The sequence below is a fragment of the Natrialba magadii ATCC 43099 genome, from assembly GCF_000025625.1.
GTDB classification, from domain to species: Archaea; Halobacteriota; Halobacteria; order Halobacteriales; family Natrialbaceae; genus Natrialba; species Natrialba magadii.
The window spans coordinates 34,474-57,508 of record NC_013924.1 but is presented as its reverse complement, the minus strand read 5'-3'; the positions used below and the strand labels follow the sequence as shown (position 1 = coordinate 57,508).

17 protein-coding genes and 2 pseudogenes are annotated in these 23,035 nt (G+C 56.0%); 13 read left to right on the top strand and 6 right to left on the bottom strand.

From position 1 onward, the window contains the following. Positions 1 to 573: 573 nt before the first annotated feature. Positions 574 to 1,002, top strand: a complete 429-nt coding sequence (locus NMAG_RS19335; protein WP_004216328.1) for a universal stress protein — start codon at positions 574 to 576, stop codon at positions 1,000 to 1,002. Positions 1,003 to 1,055: 53 nt separating this feature from the next. Here NMAG_RS19335 and NMAG_RS19330 read toward each other — a convergent pair whose 3' ends face one another. Then, positions 1,056 to 2,534 carry an AMP phosphorylase gene (locus tag NMAG_RS19330; protein ID WP_004216326.1) on the bottom strand — a complete coding sequence of 493 codons (1,479 nt, stop codon included), beginning with the start codon at positions 2,532 to 2,534 and terminating at the stop codon, positions 1,056 to 1,058. A gap of 282 nt (positions 2,535 to 2,816) precedes the next feature. On the opposite strand from NMAG_RS19330, the gene NMAG_RS19325 reads away from it, so the two are divergent. Continuing rightward, complete coding sequence (locus NMAG_RS19325) at positions 2,817 to 3,227, top strand: universal stress protein (protein WP_004216325.1); 411 nt, start codon at positions 2,817 to 2,819, stop codon at positions 3,225 to 3,227. Between the two features lie 138 nt (positions 3,228 to 3,365). Here the strand turns inward: NMAG_RS19325 and NMAG_RS19320 are convergent, their stop codons facing one another. Continuing rightward, positions 3,366 to 3,989 carry a SagB/ThcOx family dehydrogenase gene (locus NMAG_RS19320; protein ID WP_004216324.1) on the bottom strand — a complete coding sequence of 208 codons (624 nt, stop codon included), beginning with the start codon at positions 3,987 to 3,989 and terminating at the stop codon, positions 3,366 to 3,368. 373 nt (positions 3,990 to 4,362) lie between these two features. Here NMAG_RS19320 and NMAG_RS22270 point away from each other — a divergent pair, with 373 nt between their 5' ends. Then, positions 4,363 to 4,527 carry a hypothetical protein gene (locus tag NMAG_RS22270; protein WP_004216323.1) on the top strand — a complete coding sequence of 55 codons (165 nt, stop codon included), beginning with the start codon at positions 4,363 to 4,365 and terminating at the stop codon, positions 4,525 to 4,527. A gap of 100 nt (positions 4,528 to 4,627) precedes the next feature. Here NMAG_RS22270 and NMAG_RS22525 read toward each other — a convergent pair. Continuing rightward, a pseudogene (locus tag NMAG_RS22525) lies at positions 4,628 to 5,028 on the bottom strand (site-specific integrase); the annotation flags it as partial. 406 nt (positions 5,029 to 5,434) lie between these two features. Next, on the bottom strand, positions 5,435 to 6,556 hold the full coding sequence (locus NMAG_RS19315; RefSeq protein ID WP_004216322.1) for a tyrosine-type recombinase/integrase: 1,122 nt from the start codon (positions 6,554 to 6,556) through the stop codon (positions 5,435 to 5,437). A gap of 817 nt (positions 6,557 to 7,373) precedes the next feature. On the opposite strand from NMAG_RS19315, the pseudogene thrC reads away from it, so the two are divergent. The 3 genes and pseudogenes from thrC to NMAG_RS19295 all read left to right on the top strand — a co-directional run bounded on the left by thrC (position 7,374) and on the right by NMAG_RS19295 (position 10,890). Beyond that, positions 7,374 to 8,596 (top strand): annotated as a pseudogene (gene thrC / locus NMAG_RS19310) (threonine synthase). Further along, positions 8,593 to 9,795 carry a M20 family metallopeptidase gene (locus tag NMAG_RS19300; RefSeq protein WP_004216319.1) on the top strand — a complete coding sequence of 401 codons (1,203 nt, stop codon included), beginning with the start codon at positions 8,593 to 8,595 and terminating at the stop codon, positions 9,793 to 9,795. Before thrC ends, NMAG_RS19300 begins: the two are co-directional and overlap by 4 nt. Before the next feature lie 255 nt (positions 9,796 to 10,050). Continuing rightward, positions 10,051 to 10,890 (top strand): M55 family metallopeptidase, encoded by an 840-nt coding sequence (locus NMAG_RS19295; protein WP_004216318.1) that lies wholly within the window; start codon positions 10,051 to 10,053, stop codon positions 10,888 to 10,890. A 36-nt stretch (positions 10,891 to 10,926) separates the two neighbouring features. On the opposite strand, the gene pyrE is transcribed toward NMAG_RS19295, so the two are convergent. Then, the gene (pyrE, locus tag NMAG_RS19290; RefSeq protein ID WP_004216317.1) at positions 10,927 to 11,457 is read right to left on the bottom strand and encodes an orotate phosphoribosyltransferase; all 531 of its coding nucleotides are present in this window, start codon (positions 11,455 to 11,457) and stop codon (positions 10,927 to 10,929) included. 152 nt (positions 11,458 to 11,609) lie between these two features. Between pyrE and NMAG_RS19285 the strand changes: the two genes are divergently transcribed. The 4 genes from NMAG_RS19285 to NMAG_RS19270 all read left to right on the top strand — a co-directional run bounded on the left by NMAG_RS19285 (position 11,610) and on the right by NMAG_RS19270 (position 17,626). Continuing rightward, complete coding sequence (locus NMAG_RS19285; protein ID WP_148221947.1) at positions 11,610 to 12,845, top strand: Zn-dependent hydrolase; 1,236 nt, start codon at positions 11,610 to 11,612, stop codon at positions 12,843 to 12,845. A 212-nt stretch (positions 12,846 to 13,057) separates the two neighbouring features. Further along, positions 13,058 to 13,609: an HAD family hydrolase gene (locus tag NMAG_RS19280; protein WP_004216313.1), complete on the top strand. Its 552-nt coding sequence runs from the start codon at positions 13,058 to 13,060 to the stop codon at positions 13,607 to 13,609. A gap of 328 nt (positions 13,610 to 13,937) precedes the next feature. Continuing rightward, positions 13,938 to 15,332 carry a CapA family protein gene (locus NMAG_RS19275; RefSeq protein ID WP_269465110.1) on the top strand — a complete coding sequence of 465 codons (1,395 nt, stop codon included), beginning with the start codon at positions 13,938 to 13,940 and terminating at the stop codon, positions 15,330 to 15,332. 971 nt (positions 15,333 to 16,303) lie between these two features. Continuing rightward, positions 16,304 to 17,626: a M28 family peptidase gene (locus NMAG_RS19270; protein ID WP_004216311.1), complete on the top strand. Its 1,323-nt coding sequence runs from the start codon at positions 16,304 to 16,306 to the stop codon at positions 17,624 to 17,626. A gap of 4 nt (positions 17,627 to 17,630) precedes the next feature. Here the strand turns inward: NMAG_RS19270 and NMAG_RS19265 are convergent, their stop codons facing one another. After that, the gene (locus tag NMAG_RS19265; RefSeq protein ID WP_004216310.1) at positions 17,631 to 19,001 is read right to left on the bottom strand and encodes a M28 family metallopeptidase; all 1,371 of its coding nucleotides are present in this window, start codon (positions 18,999 to 19,001) and stop codon (positions 17,631 to 17,633) included. 341 nt (positions 19,002 to 19,342) lie between these two features. On the opposite strand from NMAG_RS19265, the gene NMAG_RS19260 reads away from it, so the two are divergent. From NMAG_RS19260 to NMAG_RS19250, 3 genes are read left to right on the top strand one after another with little or no spacing between them, the layout of a single operon-like run. After that, positions 19,343 to 21,034: an ABC transporter substrate-binding protein gene (locus NMAG_RS19260; RefSeq protein ID WP_004216308.1), complete on the top strand. Its 1,692-nt coding sequence runs from the start codon at positions 19,343 to 19,345 to the stop codon at positions 21,032 to 21,034. A gap of 33 nt (positions 21,035 to 21,067) precedes the next feature. After that, positions 21,068 to 22,045 (top strand): ABC transporter permease, encoded by a 978-nt coding sequence (locus NMAG_RS19255; RefSeq protein WP_004216307.1) that lies wholly within the window; start codon positions 21,068 to 21,070, stop codon positions 22,043 to 22,045. 9 nt (positions 22,046 to 22,054) lie between these two features. Next, positions 22,055 to 23,032 (top strand): ABC transporter permease, encoded by a 978-nt coding sequence (locus tag NMAG_RS19250; protein WP_012996948.1) that lies wholly within the window; start codon positions 22,055 to 22,057, stop codon positions 23,030 to 23,032. Positions 23,033 to 23,035 lie beyond the last annotated feature (3 nt).

Below are 23,035 nucleotides of genomic sequence, written 5' to 3'. Positions count from 1 at the left end.
GCTAGCGTTTCTAACAAATATCCAGCACAATTACGCAGGTGTGGACTTGCCTCTTTCAAGCAATACAATAGTCCCCATGTCTACTTCTTGCTGTCACTGTGCCGGACGTCGAAGTCCATATCGAGCCGCTGTATTCCAGCCTCGACTGACCGAGGAACGCGATCTCAGCGACGCGATGTTTCTCGTCGATGACGACGCATAACTGATTTCTTACCCCGTTAAGACTGAGATCCTGGCCTACTCTATCGAGAGGGTCCTGATCGAAGTAACGTCTCATACCCTCAGGTGAAAGGGTGGTCGCTACCACAACATCTGAGTAGAAAGTCAACCGAATGGTATCGTCAGTCTTGACTTACCCACACATTATTTAAATTCATAATGACGATAGTGGCCACTAAATCGACAGTAGTTCGGAGAGGTCCAATAGTCTCAGGCAGTCGGGCGAGTCACGGTCGGAGCCCCCCACAACCCGTTCAATGGGTCCCAACCGATGTCCGATGTGGAGGCTGTTCCATCACACCGGTCGTATCGATACCCCCACAGGACTAAATACGATACTGGAATCCATCAGATATGGGGGCGCGCGTTCTCGTACCGTACGACGGTAGTGGTCCGGCAGATGCATCGTTGCGATTCGCGATGGAAACGTTTCCAGACGCGTCTATCGAAGTGCTTCACGTCGTCGAACCGTTCGCTGAGCATACTGATGCCGGGGTAGAAGACTATCGGCACAGATGGCTCGAAAAAGCGCGTGGAACTGCGAACCAGATGTTCGAAAAGGCACAGGCCATTGCGGAAGAGTACGACAAAACCGTAGAAACGAACTGGCGGTATGGACGGCCGGGTCACGGAATTGTCAACCACATCGACGGGGGTGATTTTGATCACGTGGTCATGGGGAGCCATGGCCGAAGTGGCATCGAACGTATCATGCTCGGGAGTGTCGCAGAGACCACACTCCGTCGGTCTTCGGTTCCTGTAACGATTGTACGGGAACAGTGAATCATCCACCGGTCGCGTCGCGAGCGTGTGTTAGCTACCTCGATCCCCGATCGCTACCGTCGTTCGATTAATGCGTCGGCCTTGCTCCGAACCCTGATCGGCTCGAGTTGGTCGGCGAACGACACTGCCTCCTCGAGTTTGGACTCGGTTTCGGCGTGGATCGTGTACAGCCGATCCCCGAGTTCGACCTCGTCGCCAACCGTTCGGTGGACGACGAGTCCGGCCCCGCTGTCACGCGGTGCGCCGGCACGCCGTGCGAGGTCAGACAGCTGCCTGTTGTCGACGCGACTCGTGATCCCGGCCCGATCTGCCCGGACGGTCGTCGACTCCTCGCCGGGCTCGAGATCCGTCGATTCGACGTCCGGATCGCCCCCCTGTGCGGCAACGATCGTCCGGAACTGCTCGAGTGCCTTGCCGGAGTCGAGAATTTCGGTCGCAGAGGCGTCGACACCACAGTGCTCGAGTAACATCTCGGCGAGCCGCAACGACTTCAGCCGGAGCGAATCCGGGCCGTTACCCTCGAGCACCGCGAGGACGTCACGGGCCTCGAGGACGGGACCGATGCCACGGCCGATCGGATCGGTCCCGTGGGTGATCGCACAGCTGACATCCATCTCCAGGTGGTCGCCGACGCGCTTGAAATCGTCCGCGAGTTCGCGGGCAGCAACCAGGCTCTCGACTTTCGCCCCCTCGCCGTAGGGGATATCGATCACGACGTTGGTCGAGCCGGCGCTCTGTTTTTTCGAGAGCACTGACGCCATCAGCAGTCCCTCGGGATCGATCGATAGCGGGTTCTCCGCACGGATGATCTCGTCGTCGACGGGCGAGAGATCAACACCGCCACCCCAGACGAGACAGCCGTTGGTGTCGGTGACTATCCGTTCGATCTCGTCGATCGAGAACTCGACATCACTGAGGACCTCCATCACGTCCGCAGTGCCGGCCGGCGAGGTTACCGCCCGCGAGGAGGTCTTGGGCATCGTCACGCCGGCTTCGGTGACGATCGCGACCATGATCGGCGTCACGCAGTTGCCCGCCACGCCCCCGATGGAGTGTTTGTCCGCGACGACCGGGCGATCCCACTGCAGTCGCTGGCCAACGCCGCTCATCGCCTCGGTCAGGTGCTTCGTCTCGGCCAGCGAGAGCCCGTTCGCGTAGACCGCGGAGACGAACGCGCTCAACTCGACGTCCGAGAGCCGGTGTTCGTGGACGTCCCGGACGATCCGCTCGAGTTCCGCCCGCCCAAGTTCGACGTCGTCCAGTTTCTTCCGAACGCACCGGACCGACGGCGGCGTCCCCGCGAGCGTGATCCCGACGTCACCGTGTACGTGGTGGAGGGGTTCGGTCACGCCGACGATGCCCGGCTCGACCAGTTCGTCGGTCCGCTTGACGATCCCGGTGGTCGTCTCCCCCTCCCACCCGATCCGGACGCGGTCGAGCGGATGTGCACCCAGTTCGTCCGCGTCGAACGTGTTCAGCAGGACCAGCGGACGAGATGTGCCGATGTCGATCGTGGTGGCCTCGAGTCGCATTCGTTCACCGAGATTCTCCGTGGGACCAAAAATGGAGCGACCGGCCAGCGCCAAGACAGCTAAAACGGCCAGCGCTCTCGATCTCGTCAACAGTCAAGTCAACGGCGACCGCCTCCGTGAATTCGATATCGCCCGACGTGTCAGAGTCGAGTATCAGGACCATGCTAACATCGACTACCCGAGACGACCTTTTACGGCGAAGAGGATCTCACCCCAGAGGAACGGTCGTTTTCACCCACGTGCTTTATTACGCAAATCGTGTACAGATCAGTTAGTGGTACCATGGTCCAACACATCCTGACACCGACCGATGGTAGCGACCCGAGCATTCACGCGATCGAACAGGCTACAGAGATCGCGAACCCATCTGACGCAACGATCCACGCGCTGGCGGTAATCCCAGAGATGACCAGGGGAGCCAAGGCGCAAGAAGAGTGGGACGAGCGCGTGACCGATGCACTCGAGAGGGCACACGAAATCGCCGATCGGGAGGGACTCGAGTACGAGCAGGCAAAACTGAACGGTCCCGTCGCACGTGAAATCGTCGACTACGCAACGGAGCACGACATCGATCTGATCGTCATGGGGACCCACGGGCGAAGCGGGCTCCACAGGTTTCTGGTCGGAAGCGTCACCCGGCGTACCATCGAAACGTCGCCGATTCCGGTGGTGACGGTCCCACCCGAGGAGTGACGTCAGGCGTGGTCGAGACCAGCACTCGCGCCTCGACTCGGGTTCGGCGCTCTGTTCGTGGCGACGCATACGAACTCATGGCGGACGTACCGGGGTCGAAGCGGACGACATCAAGGACCGACTACCCAACACGCCGGGTCAGTTCTCAGTCCGTCGGTGGCCGAACGGCAGCAGGTACAGCGGGTCGAGTCGTCCCGGCAGGTCGAGCACGTCGGCGACATCGGCGTCGGAGAACGCGCCCACGGGACAGGTATTCAGGTTCCGCGACTCGCAGACGAGGTGGACGTTCTCCGCGGCGTGGCCGGCCTCCATGTGGACGTACCGATCGCCGTGGTCCGGATACTGTGTTCGGGTTCGATCGTAGTCTGCCGCCAGGACGATCGTCGCCGGCGCGTCCCGCACGACTTCCTGGCTCAGCGCGGCGCGCGTAAGATCGTCGTGAACAGTCGTTTCGAGCGATACCTCGAGCGCGTGACCCGTCGGCTCGTACCGGTACAGCCCCGCCTCCAGGCGTTCGCTGCCGTCCGGCGCGACCTCGAGAAACGCGACGATTGGATACGTCGCGCCGGCACTCGGCGCAGCGCGCATTTCGATCCCGTCTCTTTCGTGGGTGACTCCCTGTGTGGCCCACAGCACCTGACTCACGTCCGCGGTTGTCACCGGCGTTCGGGCGAACGACCGGCGACTCACCCTGGTCGCGATTGCTTGTTCGACGCTCGTCGTACTGTCAGTCTCGGGGTCGGGGAGTTCGGTCCTCGTCATATGGGTAGTTCGACGAGGAGCAGGAAAATACCGATGTGGGAGATTTGTATAGCAATATAGAGTTGATAGAGTGGCCACCTCAAGACGTTTAGGCTCGACAGTTACATCAGCGGCTCCAGATCGAATCCATCACCAAGCGATCGGTCGGACCGAGCGTGACGGACCGATCCGAGATCGCTGAATTTACGGCCCCTCCTTTTATTACCCCAGGGAATTCAGAGGATAAAACACATTAGACATTACGTCTAATAAGCATTAGAAAGGACCCAAAATCGAAAAAGAAGTCGCGAAACAAACGTAAGCGACTGGTGGAATGTACTCCGGAATGTGAAAGCGATACTCAATAGGCTGGAGTGAGAAAGAAGCGTGAGCGATGACCGACGACCGCGACGAGGAGGACGAGGATCCCGATGGAACGTGTGTCGATCCGTACGGCGGACGAGGCTATCCCTACTTCAAAGATAATCACGTGATCGGCGAGGACGCGGAGGAATCGGACGGATTCCAATACGTCGTCGAGAACGACAGCGACAAGTAAGATCCTCAGGAGAGGGACCGTAATTTTGCGATTGACGACCTCGAGACTGGTCCACTCCTCGGTGGTCACACAAGCGACAATCCGACAACGGACGCAACCATTATCCGTTAAACGCCTCTGCAAGCCGCTCTCGCATGAGCTCACGCCGGTACTCTTGCCGTTCAGCTTCCGAGAGATCGTTCTTTAGAACGACACTCGCATCAGAACTGCCCTGCTCCGCAGCGATTACGTCCAGACTTGCGAGGAGTTCCTTCTATGAGTCGAGATACGTCGTATACCAGAATCGCCGGCCCATTTTCGAGGTCGGTAGCTCACCCCGTACCCGGACGCCGGCACGATCGGCGACACGTTGGAACCGCGCCTGTATCGTCTCGCCGACGACGTGCCCGCTCTCGGCCTGTGCCGAGGGGAACAGGTGACATCCCCCTCGCGATCACAACGGCCGATCGCGTCGATCCGATCGACCAGCTCGACGACGCCGTAGATCAACCTGACCGTACCTAGCCTACTCGTTGTGTTCAAGACATTTATTCTCAAGTTGGTTGGGGATTCGGACAGAGGCCTCGTGAAAGAAACAGACGTGTCGTATCTCCCCGCGGAACCGGAAATCGGACGCATCTTTATACGGGATTACAACGACCGAATCAATGGAGGGAGACTAACATGCTTCATACACCTTTCTCGCTGGCGTATCTCCGACTTCAACAGACGTATTGCAATCAGTACAATCGCAAGCCACGTCAGCAACACCTGGACTATACGGAACCTCAAACCAGAAGGGATCGTACACCCACTCGCGGTTGTGTCCTGAATTCCCGTCGTGCGACCAATTCTTGACTGCCTCCATTTCATGTCCGGTACGGTCTAAGAAGCCTGCGGCGAGTGTCTTGAGGTGTTTATTTTTCGCTCATTCATCGTCGAACACCGCCGTATTGTCTTCGGCCAACTCGCTCGCTTCGATGTGCGAGTACATTTCCGACGTTGTCTGTGGGTCGGCGTGGCGCAAGGTTCGTTGTGCCGCGGCGGCCCCGCGCTCACGATAGAGTTTCTCGCCGACACCACGGCGGGCTCCGTGCAGCGTGAGATAGTCTTTCGGCGAGTCGTCGAGCGGTACGTCCGCCTCGTCGGAGAGGCGCTTCAACAGCGTGCGAGCGCCCGAGGTGCTCATCGACGGCGGTTCGATGCCGGTTTCAAGGACATACCCCCACGGGTCGCCGTCCGGTTTCTCGTGTCCCGCGGCGTCGATTGCTTTGTACAACGACGGTGGGTGCCGAGACGGGAACACTGGCCAGTCGGCTGCCGGGGGGTCGAGAATCGTTTCGAGTCGCCGCAACGGTGTGACCGCTTGGTCGGGGAGTGCCGTCTCCTCTTTGTCCTGGCTTTTCCCAAGGACCGTAATCACGCCGTTTTCGAGATCGACGCTCTGCCAGCGCAAGCCGTTTCGTCGCTCGTCGCGCGAGTCGGCCAGTACCTCCGCGCCACGAACGCCAGCATAAGCGAGCAGCGCAACCAGCGCGCGGTCGCGGACCTCCTCGAGTGCATCGGTGCCGCGCTCGTCGATTGCTGTTCGCGCACGCTCGTCGACGTAGCCCATGATCGTTCGGCGCTGTTCGGGCGACCAGAACTGTTGGTCGCCGCTGTTACTCGAGTTCTTCGACGGGAGTTCGTCTTTCGCGGCGGCCTTTTCGGCCGGATTCTCGGCGAGGTAGTCCCATTTGACAGCCCAACTCAGGAACGCCGAGACCAGATTGTAGTATGTGTGTGCGGTTGAGGCCGCAATCCCGCCGTCGACGGCGTCGGATTGGCCTGCATCGACGCGCCGACCAAGGTGGCTGGCGTAGTGTCCCATCGTGCGTTTCGTGACGGACTCGAGTGTCCGCACGTCCCGATCGGCGCAGTAGGAGATCCACTGGCCGACGACGCGCTCTAAGTTCGCGGCGTAGTTGCCAGACTTGCTTTCGAGGAACTCCGCGAGGGCGTCTTCGAGGGGTTTTCCCTGGGGTGAAGCCCCTGAATTGCTGTGATCCATCGACTCGGCTTACCAGACGGCGCGGCCCCTAGTAAATCCACCGTACATTATTGGCCTAATGTAGAGTAAGATTAGACGGAAATAGTGTCGCTCGTTAGTGAGTGTTTCAAGAGCTATACCATCCGAATCGTTATTATTTCTGCCCCAGTAAAGTTCATATCGCTATACGAATTCGTGTCTTAGTAGAACCAAACTGTCGGAGGATGGATTTCTACAAATCATAAGACACCAAACATCTGTTTGTGCTCTCACGTCTCCTTACTGCTGACCCGTTACGAGCAGTCTCCCTCTCTCTCTCTCTATTTGTTGAGGCTCGTTCTGAAGGAAGTCTGAATGTCAAAATAACTAGGGCCGGCAGTTTACAACCAACCAGCTGAACAGACTCACATTGGCAGCCTCTTCGAAGGATAAAATTCCTATTTGAGTCTGGAGAAAGCATTTACCTAGCGAATCCATTCGTTCTGGTATGAACCGTCGCACGTTTCTCACGGCGTCTGTCACCACTCTCGCGGCCCCCTTTGCTGGGTGTCTCAGCGACTCTAACGAGAACTCTGACGCGACTACATCAGTTGACATCCTCTCCGCCCTGAAGGGGTAAGACACAGCAACGACCTGTGGTGGATGTCTGGTCTTGGCGGATTGATTGTGCTTATTTGCACCCGAGTTCGAACTGAACAGGTACAGAGGAACCTGTCACAGTCCCCAACGCATTTTCGTGGCGAACAACGTGAACAGGCCCACGGAGGTCGTACTCACTCTTATTCAAACATCGACATGGCTGAGGGGATATAATATAGCAGCAGACGCAAGGTACCGTATGACACTCGATCATGTCGAAACACTCGAATGTACGCTCTGTGGAGCGACGTACGACCCAGACCAGGTCGTGTACACCTGTCCGGAACACGACGGTGTCGCCGGTATCCTCGAGGTGGTGTACGATTACGACGTCATCCACGACCGGTTCGACGCGCCACTTGATGGAAACATCCAGACCCAGTGGAAATACCGTGCGTTCCTCCCGGTAGACACGGAAGCGACGCCGGTCACACTCGATGAGGGTGGGACGGACCTGCTCGACGCACCGCAACTGAGCGCCGAACTCGGCGTCGACGTTCACGTGAAAAACGACGGCCTGAACCCGACGGGCTGCTTCAAGGACCGTGCGACCAGTGTTGCCGTCACCAAGGCACGCCACGCTGGCCAAAACATCGTCACCTGCGCGTCGACGGGGAATGCCGCCGCATCGCTTGCAGGCTACGCGGCACGAGCCGATCTCGACTGCCGCATATTCGTTCCTGAAAGCGCCCCCGAAGGAAAACTCGTCCAGCCCCGTGTCTACGGAGCCGACGTCCTCGCGGTCGCTGGGAGCTACGACGAAGCGTACGATCTGAGTATGGATGTCACCGAGTCATATGGCTGGTACAACCGAAATGCGGCGATCAACCCCTTCCAGATCGAGGGAAAGCGAACCGTTGGCCACGAACTCGCCGAGCAGACGCAGGATTCGATTCCCGATTGGGTCGTCTTCTCGATGGGCGATGGGTGTACGATCGGCGGCTGCTGGAAGGGATTCCGAGAGTTCGACGAACTGGACTACGTCGAGGACACGCCCAAAATGCTCGGTGTCCAGCCCGAAGGAGCGAGCGCGATCCACGATGCGTTCCACGGCCACGACGAAATCGACGAGGTCGGCCCCGGAACACGCTCAAGGCCTGTCGTGCACTCGAGGAGAGTGGAGGGACCGCACTGACCGTGACCGACGACGACATCCTCGACGCTGAGACCGTGCTCGGGCAGACAGAGGGAATCTACGCCGAACCGGCAGGCGCGGCCCCCATTGCCGGCATCCGCCGAGCCCGCGAGCAGGGGATCATCAGTTCCGACGAGTCTGTCGTCGCGGTCGTCACCGGGATGGGGCTCAAAGACACTGCCGGCGCAAAGCGAGCGGTCGGTGACGTGACTCGCATCGAACCGACGCTCGACGACGTGGAGGCCCGATACGGAGCGGCGAAAAACGAAATGGAGCACTCGCCATGAATCGCGAACCAAGTGAGACAAAGCGGTATCCGACTGATCTTCCGTCGCTCGCCGCCGCGCTGGTTCGTATCGAATCTGAGAACCCACCGGGGAACGAGAGTGCGTGCGCCGAGTACGTCCACGACTGGTTCACACACCACGGGATTGAGTCGACGCTGGTTGACGAACCCAACCCTGACCGCCAGCAGGTGGGCGCACAAATCGGAGCCGGCCGCCCCACGCTAGTGTTGAACGGACACCTGGACGTCGTCCCTGCGGGCGATCATGACGAGTGGACGCATCCTCCCTACGGAGGCGTCATCGAGAACGGTCGACTCTATGGTCGCGGGAGTGTCGACATGAAGACAGCCATCGCCATTGCCATGGTCACGGCTCTCAACCTCCGATCGGCTATCGAGAACGGGGGCCTGGATGGTTCGATTGTCGTCCATGCCGCGATGGGCGAGGAGACAGCCGACCCAGGAACCAAATCGCTTCTCGATGCGGGTTTCGACGGCGATGTCGGTGTTGTGCTCGAACCGACGCAGTGTCGGGTCGCAACCAGCGAGAAGGGGATGGCATGGTACGAGATTTCTTGGCCTGGAGAGCCCGCACACGCGAGCGACCCAGATCGAGGGACGAACCCGATCGACCACGTTCGAACGGTTCTCGCCAGGTTGAACGACTACGACGCCAGCCTCCGCGAACGACGTGACCCTCTCTGTGGTCAGGCGTATGCCACGGTCACCCAGATCAGTGCGGGTGAGGGCTCGAACAAGGCTGTGCTCGCAGATCGAACGGCTGTCACCCTTGACCGGCGGATTCTCCCCGACGAGACGATCGATGAGGTGGACGACGAGATTGAACGAGTCGTCTCGGAACTTAACCGCGACCATGGTATCGAAGCCACGTGGGACCGCGACGAGACCTATTCCTCGGCCGAAATCCCGATTGACCATCCAGTAGCGGAAGTCTTCCGTGAACACTCGACAGCGGTGACGGATGCCTCACCGGAACCGTGGGGAATACGGGCATCGACCGACGTACGAAATTTCATCAATCACGCCGAGACTCCGGCAATCACGTGGGGACCCGGGAGTTTGGCCCAGGCACACACTGTCGACGAGTATATTGACCTCGACGAGGCGAAAGACGGGCTCGAGATTCTGGAGCGGGCGGCACGGACGATCCTATCAACCGACGTCTCCGCGTTCGACTGAGCCACAGTCCTCAACCGACAGTTGCTCGTTTCCTAGCAATTTGGTCTCCACCCTGTGGAGGTGCCGTGAATCGATGACCGTGAACGCTACTGACGTGGCGCCCGACGCCTACGTGTCGGCAGAACGGGAGTCCACCGACAAGCCAACGGCTTCAGCCGTTGGTAGCTGACCGTGCTCATCCGTACATCCGAAACACATCATTCGCAATGGTCAGTTCTCCCAATTCTTTTTGATTCGCCACTCCGTTCAGCAAGTATGGATGTCTTTGTGTCCGCCGACATGGAAGGTGTCACCGGCGTTGCTGATCCGATCGACGTCGTCCAGGACGAAACAGCGTATTCCGACGCCCAGTCGTTGTTCGTCGACGACGTGAACGCAGCGATCGAAGGGGCACTCGAGGGCGGGGCCGATTCGGTGCTCGTCAACGACGCCCACGCAACGATGACGAACCTGCCTCGAGCGAGTCTCCACGAGGAAGCCACGCTCATCAGGGGAAACACCAAGCCACGGTCGATGATGCAAGGGTGTTCGTCGGATCACGACCTCGCGCTGTTCGTCGGCTACCACGCCAAGGCAGGGACTGCCGGCGCTGTCCTCAACCATACCTTCATGGGTCACGAATTAGTTCGACTTCGAGTCAACGGTCGTGAGGTGGGTGAATTAGGATGGAACGCTTGCTTTGCCGGGTCGCTCGACATTCCCGTGGGACTCGTCACCGGGGACGATGCGACTGCCGCAGAAGCTCGAGAAGAGGTAGGGGAAGCAGCCGAGACCGTGATCGTCAAAGAGGGTATCGATCGATTCACTGCGAACTGCCGCTCGCCCGACGAAACGCGTCCGGACATTCGCACTGCGGCTTGTCGAGCCGTGGAGAACGCGGACGCAATGCCTGTTTCGCGACCAGACACTCCGGTCACCATTTCGGCGGACTGGTCCGCGACGAATCACGCAGCTGGTGCCGGCCGCACGCCTGGTGTCGAACGGGTCGACGATCGCACGACGACGGTCGAAGCCGAGCGATACGTCGATGCGTACGAAGCAACCGTGGCGATGCTTCGTGCTGGGGCCAACGCTCGCGACCAACACTACGGATGAGGACAGAGTTCAATCGCACGACCTTCACACAAATGCCTATTGATCAGAGATATCGAAATCTTCCCCAACCCGAACTAAATACTCCAGCTCATACCCCCTCTCAGCAACATTGTCGACAGCATCTTCATTCCGATCTACGACGACGATAAGTCTCTCAACAACCCCTCCTACCTCCTGGACCAATTCAGTAGTCTCGAGGATGGTTTGCCCAGTTGTCGTTACGTCTTCGACTACTGCAACCCGTTTCCCTTTCCCGATTTCTCCTTCGACTCGTGCCTGCGTTCCCGTGTGTTTTTCGCCTTTCCGAATGTAAGCCGCCGGAATGCCAGTTTTCAGCGAGACAGCAGTAACAAGGGGAATTGCACCGAGGGCAGGGCCAGCGATAACATCGATCTCGTCCGTAGAGATTTTATCAGCAATTTCAGAAGCAATTACGTGGAGAATTTCAGGATCCGTCTCAAAGGCATACTTGTCAATATAATAGTCTGTGAGGAAACCATTGGTGAGCTTAAAACTTCCACGCTTAATCGCGCCACTTTCTTCAATAAATGTGCTGATATTTTCCATAGATATACTATCAACTCTACCACTATAATAGTTAGTGTCGGGTGGACATGATACTCACAACCAAAGCTACTACCGAGTTTTGAAAGCCAATCAGACACTCTATGGGAGAAAATATTATCAAATGCGGGAACGTGAGTATAAGTCTCAAACCCATGGTCCAAGCAATTGATCGCGATCGCATTGAACGCCGTCTTGACGACCTCTGGGAAATTGGGCAAACACAAAAAGGAGGTGTCACTCGTCTAGCGTATACAGACGAAGAGTCAGACGCGTTCTCCTATATTCAGGCTGAACTCTCCAGTAGCTATTCAATCACAGAAGACTCGATGGGGAATCTCTTCGCAACTCGAGAGCCGGAGGCGTCAGACTCGATCTATATCGGAAGTCATCTTGATTCTGTATACAATGGCGGCCGTCTCGATGGGACCCTGGGTGTGGTTACTGCAATCGAAGCAATTGAAGCAGTATATAATTCCAAGTGTGAACCAGCGCACCCACCAACTCTCGCAATTTTTCGGAACGAGGAGTCCGCTCGGTTTGGGCAACATACAGTCGGAAGCCGAGGTGCACTCGGTCAACTCGAAGTGGAAGATTTCTCAGCTACTGATCAAAATGATGTCCCACTATGGCATGCAATGCAATCGCAAGGGTTTGAGCCCGAAAATCTCTCTCATCCAACGATCAATACCGAACGAATTGCGGGATTCCTTGAACTCCACATTGAACAGGGCCGGGTGCTTGACGAACGGGAGTTAGATGTTGGTCTTGTCACTAGTATTCGTGCGCCTGTGAGATGTCGTGTCACCGTAACTGGGGACCACGATCACTCTGGTGCAACTCCGATGGAGCTACGGTGTGACGCACTGAGCGGTGCTGCCGAGATGATAACAGCAATCGAATCTGTTGCGACAACTGCCGCTACTGATGGAGATCTGGTTGCCACTGTTGGAGATATCACGCCAGTCAACGGTGCAATAAACAAGGTCTGTGGAGAGGTTTCTTTCCCGATTGATATTCGGAGCAAAGAGGAGGACTATCGCGATACGATTGAGAATCGCATTGTAGATACAATCGAAACAATTGCAGATGACCGCGAGCTAAGAACCGAGATCGAACATCTCGATCGATCTGAACCGGTTCAGCTCGACTCAAAATTCGTTACTGTTCTCGAGCAAAGTGCCGAAACGAGTGGCGCTGCGTATTGTTGTCTCCCGAGTGGCGGCGGACACGATGCTATGAATTTCCAATTAGCTGGGATTCCAACAGGGATGGTTTTCGTTCCAAGTATCAACGGTATCAGCCACAATCCAGCTGAAGCAACAAAACCAGAGGCAATCGAAAAAGCAACCCGTATACTCTCGAATGCGTTAGTGAATTTTGAGGAGTGATCGACACCGCGGCGACTCAACCGCCAACGGGGATGTCATGGCAGAAATCTGTGCGCTTTCCTCACTCGAGTGGCTCGACCTCGGGGAACTGGTCGAGCGTGCCGGATAGTCCGTAACAACTGAAGGTGGCGGAGGATGTCAACAGTCACTGATTGCAACAGAGTCGGTGAAAACATACTAATCCGAACACCACCTCGTTCTAACTGCACGTTATGAAGGTCGCGCTTGATTTAGAAGGGGTGCTGGCGAACTCGATAGACTACTTTCTTGATCAATACAATGCCTCCCGCGGAACAAGCTACGTGAAATCCGATATTGATAGCTGGAATTGGGTCCCTACAGTAGTGGGCTTCGACACATTCGATTCAATCGTTAATCACGGGTGGAGAAACCACTCTTCAAAAATCCAGTACAGTGTCGAGAACCTCCCAGCGAACCTTCCGCCACTCATAGCATCAACCGACCTCCACGTTGATATCGTGACTGCACGGACTGGCGTTGAGGAGTCGATGAAACAGTGGGTAACTACAGCTGGGATTCCGTATGACAGATTCGTTTCAATCGATACTCAGCCGAAGCCAACGTTGCAGTACGATGTGTTCATCGACGATAACCCGGTTCTCTCACAACACCTCTCTTCCGATCAGACTCAATACCTGGTCTCGCAACCCTGGAATGAAAACACAGCATGTGATGGTGAGCAGGTTCGCCGCGTTCCGTCGGTCCTTTCCGCATTCGAACAGTTCTCAACTTGGGCTGAGTGACAACCACGTTCACAAATCGAACTGTGACTCGTGCTGCGTTCGCACCCTGTATTCAGCAAACCCTACTCGAATCGCAAAGGGCCCCATGGTCGGAAACCGGTTTCATCGCCTTCAGATGCGCGTTGGTTGCCTCCACAACTCCTTGGGAGGCAGTCCGCAGAAAATAGACGTCAACAGAAGTGCCAAGCTAGACCATTCAATGGAGGACGCGATATACGACTTACACTATAGTAGCCACTGCAAGTCAATGCACACCTGATCGCCAGCCTGCTCGGTGATCAGTGTGTAAATAGTTGCAGTTGTTACTATAGTATCGGCATAAATTACCGTGAGGTTACCTACCAAGCTATATCATATTGATGATGGTGTTTATATGCAAAAGAACCCATTAACATTCACAGCCGTTGGTGATGCGATTGTCACACAGAAGTTTTCAGTTTATGAGGAGGAGTCATTTAATGAGCTAATTGATCAGATACAAGATCAAGATGTTTCCGTTGCAAATCTAGAAGTCCTTCTCCACAATTTCGAAGGCTATCCTGCTGCTCAGAGTGGGGGAACATACATGCAAGCCCCTCCAGAGATTGCAGATGAACTCGAGTGGGCAGGATTTAACCTGTTCTCTGCCGCGACAAACCACGCGGGAGACTTCTCACACGGGGGGATGGAGGCAACAATGCAAGCCCTCGAGGAGCGGAACATGAGTTATGCCGGCATGGGGCGGAATCTTGCACAAGCTCGTGCCCCGACGTACCTGGATACCCCAAAAGGACGGGTAGCGCTTATCTCAGCATGTACAACAATTACAACAGGAACGGAAGCAGGACTCCAACGGCCGGATATGCAGGGCCGACCTGGAATTTCCCCTCTTCATCTCCAGACACGGTATACAGTTCCTGAGGAGTTCCATGAGGAGCTTATCCACGCCAGCAAGAAGCTTGGTCTCGAAGCAATCAAAGACCGGAAACGGGAGCTCGGGTTCCAGGTTCCAGGTGAGGATAGTGACGGGTTTACGTTTCTCAATATAGGAGGAGAGACAGATATACAGTTTGAGTTGGGCGATCGTTTCGATATCCATCAGGAGGTCAATGACGAAGATGCAGAGTCAATTACGAAGCAAATTCAGGCCGCGAAGCGCCAAGCAGATTGGGTATTTATCAGTCTTCATTCACATGAAGGGACGGGTGGGTCTCGCAATGACGATACTGTCCCACAGTTTTTGGAATCGTTCGCAAGAAACTGTATTGATGCTGGTGCTGATGGATTCATTGGACACGGTCCACACGTTCTTCGAGGGATAGAGATCTACAGGGGAGCGCCGATTTTCTACAGTCTCGGGAATTTCTTCATGCAAAACGAGACAATCCCGAACCTACCTGCAGAGATCTACGATCGGTATGACCTCGACCCCTACCAGTCATTGCCAGCTGATCTTTTTGATGAGCGAATCTTCAACGATGAACAGCAGCGCCAAGGATTCACGGCTGATCGGAAGTTTTGGGAGTCAGTACTTCCAATCTGCGAATTCGGTGAAGATGGTGTTGAGTCAATTGAACTTCTCCCCTTAGATCTTGGGTATGAGCGGTCGCGGCCTCAACGTGGTCGTCCAATGCTCGCTGGGCCAGATGTTACTGATCACGTCTTCGCAACTGTCAACGAACTTTCGTCGCAATATGGAACCGAATTCACGGAAGATGGGCCTGTTCTCAGAGTCGATCTGTAGGTAGTAGCCACTGCAAGTCACTGCACACCTGATCGAACGACGGCAGCGCGGTTCGGAGTGAGCGCGGTTCGGAGCGAGCGCGGTTCGGAGCGAGCGCGGTTCGGAACGAACGAAGTGAGTGAGAACCGCGGACAGCGAACGGGGAACAACGTGACCCGTGAGCGAACGAAGTGAGTGAGAACCGCGGACAGCGAACGGGGAACAACGTGACCCGTGAGCGAACGAAGTGAGTGAGAACCGCGGACAGCGAACGGGGAACAACGTGACCCGTGAGCGAACGAAGTGAGTGAGAACCGCGGACAGCGAACGAAGTGAGTGAGAACCGCGGACAGCGAACGGGGAACAACGTGACCCGCGAGTGAAATGAACGGGAACCGCGGAGTCCGATCAGCGTGTAACTAGTTACAGTTGTCACTACAGCTCTCAAACGTGCAGACGACGTTCTTCACGAGAGGGATGTTCAGACTGACTAACTATATTTTTACAAATATACGGTTGTAATGTGCACATTGATACCACAAACCACGTATTTTGACATTGGTTAACATACACAATTCAATAAAATTGTACTTCTCGGTTACACTAGCAATCGCATCGTACACTTGAGTGTCATTGTCTTCGGCGATCCTTTCGGGATTCAGCGTCAGCCTCATACTCCATGGCGGCTTCTGTGTCCTGGAGTCGGCGGCGATATTCCCAACCACCGCCCAGAATAAAGACCACCGCAACCCCAACAGCGGTGATGTACTCCGCTTGCAAGTAAAAATAGAGGAAGCCAATTGCAGCAACTAGTATAGAAATACCCAATGAGATCTTCGCGAGGCCATGACCTGGTGGCGACGGGCGACGCCGTTGCTCGCTGTCTCCGCTCTCTCCTGGCCGTGGTATATCGTTCACACACAGAGTTAGAACATGCCGGAGGATAGTTCCTTCGTCGCTACTTATTAGTTATTCTGTGTGATCCGTTCACTATGGCAAATAGAACCGACTGGATCGGACGGAGTTACACCTCAGACATCGGCTGGGACGTCCTTTATCAGCTTGCAGAGATCGGGAACCGACTCGGTGCAAGTGACGGTGAGCGCCAAGGTCACGCTTGCCTCTCCCAGGCTTTCGAGGAGATAGGCGTTCACGATGTCCACGACCAGACGTTCGAACTCACGAAATGGGAGCGAAAGGATTCGAGCGTGTCGACATCAGCCCCCTCCGACAACAACTTCGAAGCTATTGCCTTACCTGGCTCACCAGCTGGCGAGATATCTGGAGAGATCGTGCACCTTGGGTACGGACTTCCCGAGGATTTCGAGGAGGCAGACCTGGACGGGAAGATCGTTGTCGCTCGCTCAGATGTTCCGAAACATCACGACCGGTGGATGCACCGACGTGAGAAATACTTCCACGCGTACAACGCTGGAGCAGCAGCGTTCATCTATCAGAACCACGTCGAGGGCTGTCTCCCACCAACAGGGTCGCTCGGCGGTGGCGAGGATGTGATGGGGCCGCTCCCAGCGGTCGGCGTCTCGAAGGAAGTCGGTGAACGACTCCGGCTATACGCTTCCGAGGGAACGATCGAGGGGAACGTGACAGTCGATGTTGACGTAGGCAACGGCGAGTCACGTAACGTCGTGGGGACGCTCGGGCCGGATACTGAAGAAACAGTGCTCGTCGGCGCCCACGTTGATGGCCACGACATCTCGGAGGGGGCACTCGATAATGCCTCCGGGGTCGCCGTCCTTTGTGAGGTCGCGCGAGCGCTGGCGGACCGTGAAGGCGATCTCGAACGAAAGGTGACCCTGATCGGCTTTGGAGCCGAAGAATTTGGGCTCGTCGGCTCGATGAAGTATGCGAAAAACACCGATCTCGAGAACGTTCTTGGAATCGTCAACTGCGATGGCGCGGGACGCGCTCGAGATCTCATCGCGAAAACGTGTGGATTTCCCAAGATGCAGGAGGTCGTCACAGACGTTACTGACTCGCTCAGACATCCAGTTCGAATCGTCTCAGGGGTGAACACTCACAGCGATCACTGGCCGTTCGTACAGCGAGGTATTCCCGGCGTCCAACTCCAATCGGAAACTGGCCAGGGCCGTGGGTTTGGCCACACCTACGCCGATACGCTGGACAAAACTGACGTGCGCGCGATTCGTGAGCACGGAATTCTTGCCAGTCTTATCGTCGAACAGCTGGCAGCGAACGAACCAATTGACCATCGCACACCGGAGAGTATCGCAGACGAACTCCGCGAAGAAGGGTTAGAAGAACCAATGCGTGTCGCCGGCGACTGGCCTTACTAACTAATCAGGCATCGTCCCAGGGCCAGACGCGAACCTCATCGCCCCACGGCCAGCTACCGGTCGCTTTCATTCCGACATCAAACCGTTGCTCTTCCGTTGCATCGCGTATTTCAACGTCGTCGACCCGTTCAATTTCTCGACTGGTCTCTGAGAGTTTGAGGACGCCAGCTGTCAGAAGCGTCGATATCTCGCGGAGATCACGAATATCTAGTTTGTCGAGGGTATCGCCATGGGTGTGTCCCCATCCGCGTCCGCTATCTTCGGCAGTTGTTCGCCCCTGTGCTCCAGGGATGCCACGTTGTACGAACGGCCAATGATCGCTATGTGGGCGGATCCCGGATTCCACATCAATCGGTACGCCGAATTCCTCGCTCACTTCTTCGAACGCTTCACCGATTGCGTCGAAGCCATGGGTATGGATCGAGAGGTTTCGCGAGTATCCCGCACCGTCCATATTGAGAACGCATTTGACCTGGTCGAGGTCGTGTGTATGCGTCCAGTAATAGGCGCCGTATAATCCGGTTTCTTCGGCCCCGAACGTCACTAATCGAACGCGAGTTTCGAGATCGTCTTCGATCTGTTTGAGGAGTCGCCCGACCTCAGTCACGAGCGCACATCCGACGCCATTGTCGTTCGCCCCGTCACCGACATCGTGGGCGTCAACATGGGCGGTAAAGAGCACCTCTTCTTCAGTGTCCGGACCGACGGTGGCCTCGATATTTCGAGAGGTTGCTTCGGTATTTTGACAATCGACTGCGATCGTTGCCTCGGTTGTATTGTCTCTGCAGAATCGCTTGATCCTGTCCCCGACTTCCTTCGAGACGCCGACCGCTGGGATTGCCCCAGGTCCGTTCCGATCACCAATACTGCCCGTCGGCGGAAGACAGCCCTCAATATGGTTGACGAAAATAAACCCGGCTGCGCCAGCTTCGATGGCATAGGAGTATTTTTCACCTCGGTGAACCCACCGTCCGTAATCGTCGGGTGTAAGGCTTGAGGCCATCACGATCTTCCCGTCCAGATCAACGTCTTCGAAATCTTCGGGAAGGGCATGCCCCATATCAATGAGTTCGGCGGACGTCGTTTCTGCTGGAGTTCCAGGAAGTGCGACCACTTCGTGGGATCTCTTGAACAGGTCGTAGTCGTCAACAGTAACAGAAGCGGAGTTTCGCTCCCAGCCCGGAATCTGAAATTCCGTGCTTGAGACGTTATCGAGTCCGATCTCCTCGAATTGTTCCGCCACTAGATCGGCACCAGCTCGTTCCCCCTCGCTGCCTGGCATCCGGTCGCGGAGGTCAGCAAGTGCTTCGACAAGTTGCCAGCCGTGCGTACTCGTGTATGCATCGCCAACGATCTGGTTGGGTAAACTGACCATATTTCTTGACCTATTCGTCTTCTTAAGACAGTTTCGGTAGTTTTTCTGAGATGATAATGAGTAGCCATTGGAAGCAACTCGCCAGTAGGCCAGTGGCAACACCGTCAGTCTCTGGGCCACATTTGTTCTTGGCGATGCACGAACTCTATAGGCCCCTTCTCATGGTTGACCATGCATGCGTGGACTGCCTTAGGGTCAAGTGGTTCGAGATGCCTTCCATGTCTCATCAACAAGCGAAACCGAAAGTCTCGCGGACCTTACTGAACATAGACGCAATGTAATGTAAATAATATTAGGGAAATGCTTATACCACCAAACATGACATTACTGATCGCAATACCATGGGAAATGGAAACACGCAACTTGATCGAAGGTCGTTTTTAAAAAGAACCTCCGCTGCTGCCGGTGCTGCGTCGATAGCAGCAACTGCCGGCTGTCTCGGCGGCGAGAATGGTGGCGATAGCGATATCGACTACGACGACGAAGAAGACGCAGGTGAACCCTTCCCAGAATATACGTTCTACAACAACCCACAGGATTACAATCCGCAACGTCACGACCTGATCAACCTTATTGCTGAACAGTGGCAGGAAGTTGGCTTCGATGTCGAAGTCGAGGTACTCGAGTGGGCGACACTCCTCTCTCGAGTCTCCGACGAGTACGAGTTCGATTTCGCTGCCTGGTCGCAATACCAGTCGCCCGATCCTGCGGAGAACGTAGCGGATCGGTGGTCACCAGAGCATGCAGAGGAGCCTGGACGAGGTAATTACAACCAGTACCAGAACGATCGGGTTGGTGAACTCATCGACGAACAGTTGGCGGCTGAAGAGATGGAGGGACGGGTAGATGCCTTCCACGAGATCCAGGATATCCTCGCAGAAGATGCTCCGTTCAGTCCGGTCTGCTACGAAACACAGCTTATTCCCTACCGAACCGACGAACTTGATGGGTGGGTCGAGCATCCAGCTGGTCCGGACCGAATTCATCAGTATGCCAACGTCGAACCGATGGATCAGAACGAAGACGGATATCTCCGTGGATTCTGGACTGAGGCACTCGAGAACCTGAACTCGTGGTCTCACGAAGGCCTGAGCAAACATCTCCACATACAGGACGCAATACAACTTCGGGTAGCCCAAGTTGACGCGGACCTCGAACTCGATCCTGAACACGGACTCGCGCAGGATATAGAGCGACCGGACGAGACGACGATTCGATTCGAGATTCGTGACGATGTCGAGTGGAGCGACGGCGAACCGCTTACTCCCGACGACGTCGCATTCACCTACAATACGATCGCTGAACAGGAGCCATCGACATACACCACTGTTTCCAACTACGTCGAAGGGGCGTCGGTTGATGGCGACTGGGTCGAAGTCGACCTCTCACAGGAGATTGGCAGAGCCGCACTGTTGCTCATTGGGTATGAAGTGTACGTTGCTGCCGAGCACGTCTGGGAAGGCACTGATCCCGTTCAAGACGAACTCGTTGAAGAACCAGTCTGCAGTGGTCCGATGGAGGTGGACTACTGGGATGTCGGTCAGGGGATCGAGTTAGAGACGAGAGACGATCACCCGATCGATCTCGCAGTTGATGGGTTGTTCTGGGAGATCATTCCTGAGAGTTCGACGATCTGGTCGTACACCGAAGATGGGACGATCAACTACCATCCGTTTGCACAGCCCGGACTCGAGCTACAGGACGGAGAGGAGGAAATAGACGACTTCGAAGTATTCGAGGCCCCTGGGGATGGATGGACACACCTCAATATCAATACGACGAGCGAAGGGTTGGACGAAGTCGCTGTTCGACAAGCACTCGTTCACGCTCTCCCCAAAGAGGCGGCTAGCGAACAGTTGTTCTACGGCTACATGCCTGTCGCACACTCCTATGTCGCGCCCGCATTCGGACCGCTTCACCGCGAACACGAAGACCTCCCGTTCACTGGCGAAGGGACCATTGCAGCGGCGGCAAGCCATCTGCAAGAGAACGGGTACGTGGTAACCGAGGACGGCGTCTACTATTCAGAGTAGGCGAACAACCCACTTTCACCATCAATATCGTATATGTCCAAAGTAAACTACGCGCTCAGACGCACCGGACAGTTGGTGCTGACCATCTGGGCTATCGCAACGATGCTGTTCGCGATGTTCCGGATGATGCCGGGCGATCCAACAGTGTTTCTCGTTGACGAGCAGATGGATCCAGACCAGCGGCAAGCCCTAATAGAGCAATACGGGCTTGATGCGCCACTGCACGAACAGTACATCGAATTTATGATCCAGATCGTTACGCTCGATCTGGGCCTGTCGTTCCACTCTCGACGCCCTGTTCGAGATGTCATCGCGATTTATCTCCCAAACACGCTGATCCTGATGCTGACGGCCCTTGTTCTGGCCTATATATTCGGAGTCACCTTCGGCGTGATTGCGGCATGGGCACGAGGGAGCGGCCGTGAGAAGCTACTGGTCGTACTCGCGCTCGTTCAGCGCAGTTTCCCAAGCTTCTGGGTTGGGCTTGTCGTCCTGTGGATCTTCGGCGCCTACATGGACGTAATACCAATGAGTGGGATGACGAGCCGGGAACATCGTCCGGAATCATTCTTCATGATGATAACCTCGATCGACTTCCTCTGGCACCTCATAGCACCAGCATCAGTGCTGGCGTTCTACTCGATGGGGTATCCACTCCTCTTGATGCGAAATAACATGCTCGAGGTGCTAACAGAGGACTTCATCGATGTCTGCCGTGCAAAGGGCCTGAGCGAGCGCAAGGTAATGTTCAAGCATGCTGCTCGAAACGCCCTTCTCCCGGTCGTCACCGCTGGTGCAGTTGCTGTCGGCTATGCCGTCGGTGGCAGCGTCTTGATTGAGACAGTGTTCGGTTGGCCAGGAATAGGACGAGAGATGGTCAATGCTGTACTTCGGCGCGACTACCCGGTTGCACAGGGAACGTTCATCCTGCTAGCTAGCACCGTGGTGTTCATGAACTTCTTCGCCGACCTGCTGTACAGCTGGCTCGACCCACGTGTGACCTATGACTGAGTTGAAACCATGAGTCAACAAGAGAAAACACCAAACATATTCGGCAATATCGGGGAGTACGAGAACAGTCAGGAGGTAAGCGATCGGCGGAGACGGCTCCGCCTCTGGAAAGAGACTGCCAAAGAACAGTGGGATTTGCTCACCGATGACCCGTTAGTCATCTTTGGGATGGTCACAATAGCAATCTTCGGTTTGATTGCTATCTTTGCACCAATTATCGCCCCATATCCTCCGACTGAGCGAGTCACCGAAGCAGGGATGATCATGCAGTGGGAGAATCCCAGCTGGTACGGCGGTGAGCGAGACCACCTTCTCGGAACGACGTCCGAAGGGTACGACATCTTCAGTCAGATGATCTACGGCACCCGACCGACCCTGATCGTGGGACTTGCAGCCGCAGTGTTTACTGCTGGCTTTGGAACCTCGGTCGCGCTGGTTGCGGGCTACTACGGCGGGAAAGTCGACGACGTCCTCATGCGAATCGTCGATATCGCCTATGGCCTTCCACTGCTTCCAACGGTGATCCTGATGGTCGCGATGCTCGGTCCGAGCTTCGTGAACGTGATCATCGCCGTCGTTCTGCTCCAATGGCGATCCTCGGCCCGGGTAATTCGGTCACAGGTGCTCTCACTGCGTGAGCGGCCGTTCGTTCAGGCAGCGAAGGTCACTGGAGCAAGTGATTTCCGGATCATCACCAGGCATATCGCGCCGAACGTCATGCCGCTGATGTTCCTGTATGGTGCATTCGCCATTGCATGGGGTATTCTGACTGAGGCCGGTGTCTCCTTTATCGGTCTCGGCGACCCAAGTCAGGTATCCTGGGGAACAATGCTTCAGGGAGCACACACCTACAACGCATTGTATCACGGAGCGTGGTGGTGGTTCCTCCCACCAGGAATCTGCATCGCTCTCGTCGTGATCAGCGGGTTCCTGATCGGCCGTGGATACGAGGAGATAACCAACCCAGCACTGCGGAACGAGAGCTGATAC

What these genes read in the sequence shown, in the direction of transcription:
- NMAG_RS19300 (WP_004216319.1), top strand. Translation starts at nt 8,593, where the DNA reads ATGAATCGCGAACCAAGTGAGACAAAGCGGTATCCGACTGATCTTCCG.
- NMAG_RS19330 (WP_004216326.1), bottom strand. Translation starts at nt 2,534, where the DNA reads ATGCGACTCGAGGCCACCACGATCGACATCGGCACATCTCGTCCGCTG.
- NMAG_RS19270 (WP_004216311.1), top strand. Translation starts at nt 16,304, where the DNA reads ATGGCAAATAGAACCGACTGGATCGGACGGAGTTACACCTCAGACATC.
- NMAG_RS19260 (WP_004216308.1), top strand. Translation starts at nt 19,343, where the DNA reads ATGGGAAATGGAAACACGCAACTTGATCGAAGGTCGTTTTTAAAAAGA.
- NMAG_RS19255 (WP_004216307.1), top strand. Translation starts at nt 21,068, where the DNA reads ATGTCCAAAGTAAACTACGCGCTCAGACGCACCGGACAGTTGGTGCTG.
- NMAG_RS19280 (WP_004216313.1), top strand. Translation starts at nt 13,058, where the DNA reads ATGAAGGTCGCGCTTGATTTAGAAGGGGTGCTGGCGAACTCGATAGAC.
- NMAG_RS19325 (WP_004216325.1), top strand. Translation starts at nt 2,817, where the DNA reads ATGGTCCAACACATCCTGACACCGACCGATGGTAGCGACCCGAGCATT.
- NMAG_RS19285 (WP_148221947.1), top strand. Translation starts at nt 11,610, where the DNA reads ATGGTCCAAGCAATTGATCGCGATCGCATTGAACGCCGTCTTGACGAC.
- NMAG_RS19320 (WP_004216324.1), bottom strand. Translation starts at nt 3,989, where the DNA reads ATGACGAGGACCGAACTCCCCGACCCCGAGACTGACAGTACGACGAGC.
- NMAG_RS22270 (WP_004216323.1), top strand. Translation starts at nt 4,363, where the DNA reads ATGACCGACGACCGCGACGAGGAGGACGAGGATCCCGATGGAACGTGT.
- NMAG_RS19250 (WP_012996948.1), top strand. Translation starts at nt 22,055, where the DNA reads ATGAGTCAACAAGAGAAAACACCAAACATATTCGGCAATATCGGGGAG.
- NMAG_RS19265 (WP_004216310.1), bottom strand. Translation starts at nt 19,001, where the DNA reads ATGGTCAGTTTACCCAACCAGATCGTTGGCGATGCATACACGAGTACG.
- NMAG_RS19295 (WP_004216318.1), top strand. Translation starts at nt 10,051, where the DNA reads ATGGATGTCTTTGTGTCCGCCGACATGGAAGGTGTCACCGGCGTTGCT.
- pyrE (WP_004216317.1), bottom strand. Translation starts at nt 11,457, where the DNA reads ATGGAAAATATCAGCACATTTATTGAAGAAAGTGGCGCGATTAAGCGT.
- NMAG_RS19335 (WP_004216328.1), top strand. Translation starts at nt 574, where the DNA reads ATGGGGGCGCGCGTTCTCGTACCGTACGACGGTAGTGGTCCGGCAGAT.
- NMAG_RS19315 (WP_004216322.1), bottom strand. Translation starts at nt 6,556, where the DNA reads ATGGATCACAGCAATTCAGGGGCTTCACCCCAGGGAAAACCCCTCGAA.